Here is a 1,974-nt window from a genome sequence, read left to right as displayed (position 1 = left end):
AGATGTGTATAAGAGACAGGCCTCATCGACGGGGCGCTGCGCGTGCCTCTGTGAGCCGCCCGTCACGGGGCCCCGCGCGTTCTCCGGACGCCCTGCAGCTGCTCCGATGTTGCCACCAACCAGTTGGAAGGTGGCAGAACTGTGCAGTGGATGAACTTGAGCGAAGAGACTGTTTACGAGAACCCGTGGTTCCAGGTGAACCTCGCGGACGTCGCGCTCCCCGACGGCCGGCATCTCGACCACTTCCTCATCCGGCTGAGGCCGGTCGCCGTGGCCACGGCCGTCAACGAGGCCAACGAGGCCCTGCTGCTGTGGCGGCACCGCTTCATCACCGACAGCTGGGGCTGGGAGATGGCCGCCGGGGTGGTCGAGGACGGCGAGGACGTCGCCGCCGCGGCGGCCCGGGAGATGGAGGAGGAGACCGGCTGGCGCCCCGGCACGCTGAGCCCGCTGATGACCGCCGAACCGGCCAACGGGCTCATCGACGCCCGCCACCACTTCTTCTGGACACGGGAGGCCGCCTACACCGGGCCTCCGGCGGACGGCATCGAGTCCTCGCGCCGTGAGTGGGTACCGCTGAAGCTCGTCCCCGACCTGGTCGCGCGCGGCGAGATACCGGCGGCCAACATGGCGGCCGGGCTGCTGATGCTCCGTCACCTACTGCTGGACTGAACGCCCGGCGCCGCGACCGGGGGCCGGGCGGGAAGGCTCCGGCCGGCCCCCGGGTGCGGGCGCGGACCAGACGTACGGGTGGAACCCCGGCCCCGACGTGCGGCCCGAGCCGGTGCGCGTCGACCACGGTGCGGCCGCAGGGCGTGAACACTGCCTCCTTCGCCTCTCGTCGTGCGCGGGCCCGGCCACCCGACGGGGTCCCGGAGCCGTGACGGCTGCCACGAAATATACCCCCGGGGGTAATGGTGTTAGAGTCAGGTGTATACCCCGGGGGGTAATTTCGCGGAAGGAGTATCAGGATGTTCTTCGTTGACACGATCGAGCTGGAGGGTCTGGGCAACCGCAGCTACCTCGCCGGTGGCACGTCGGAGGCGGTGGCGGTCGACCCGCCCCGAGACATCGACCACGTGCTGGCCGTAGCCGCCCGGCGCGGGGTGCGTATCTCGCACGTGGTGGAAACCCACATACACAACGACTACGTCACCGGTGGTCTGGAGCTGGCCCGGGTCACGGGCGCCCGCTACCTGGTGCCGGCCGGGGCCGCCGTCTCCTTCGCCCGGACCCCGGTCTCCGACGGCGACACGGTGGACGTCGACACCGGAACCGGCCTCACCCTGACCGCCGTCGCCACACCCGGGCACACGCCGCACCACACCGCCTACGTCCTGCAGGAGGCGGGTCGGCCCGTGGCCGCGTTCACCGGCGGCTCGCTGCTCATCGGTACGGTCGGGCGTCCCGATCTCGTCGAGCCGCGGCTGACCGAGCAGCTGGCCCGGGCGCAGTACGCCTCGGCGCACCGGCTCGCCGACGCTCTGCCCGATGACACGGCGGTGCTGCCTACCCACGGGTTCGGCAGTTTCTGCTCCTCGGCGCAGGCGGACGGCGACGCGACGACGATCGGCAAGGAGAAGACGGCGAACGCGGCGCTGACCGTGGACGTGGACACCTTCGTCGCCGAGTTGCTCGCAGGTCTGGAGGACGTGCCCGCCTATTACGCGCACATGGGCCCGGTCAACGCGGGCGGCCCCGATCCGGTCGACATGACCCCGGCTTCGGTCGCCGATCCGCAGGAGATCGCCGCTCGCCTCGCCGCGGGGGAGTGGGTGGTGGACCTGCGCAACCGGATTGCTTTCGCCGAGGGGCATGTGGCGGGTTCGTTCAACTTCGAGCTGGACGGCAAGCTCGCGACGTACCTGGCGTGGATGATCCCGTGGGGCAAACCCGTCACCCTGCTCGCCGAGAATGCCGGGCAACTGGCTGCGGCTCAGCGCGAGCTGGTCCGGGTCGGCATCGACCGGCCGG

2 protein-coding genes are annotated in these 1,974 nt (G+C 70.8%); both read left to right on the top strand.

Features of this window, described 5'->3' with window-relative positions:
• Positions 1-141: 141 nt before the first annotated feature.
• Complete coding sequence (locus IH13_RS0129875) at positions 142-672, top strand: NUDIX domain-containing protein (protein WP_031089189.1); 531 nt, start codon at positions 142-144, stop codon at positions 670-672.
• Positions 673-971: 299 nt separating this feature from the next.
• Positions 972-1,974, top strand: a 1,003-nt coding sequence (locus IH13_RS38845) for an MBL fold metallo-hydrolase (protein WP_031089188.1), incomplete at its 3' end; no start/stop codon positions are given.

The organism is Streptomyces sp. NRRL WC-3549 (assembly GCF_000721935.1).
In the GTDB taxonomy this organism is placed as follows: Bacteria; Actinomycetota; Actinomycetes; order Streptomycetales; family Streptomycetaceae; genus Streptomyces.
Note: the sequence above shows the minus strand (reverse complement) of the source record. Positions and strands in the feature narration are given on the sequence as shown.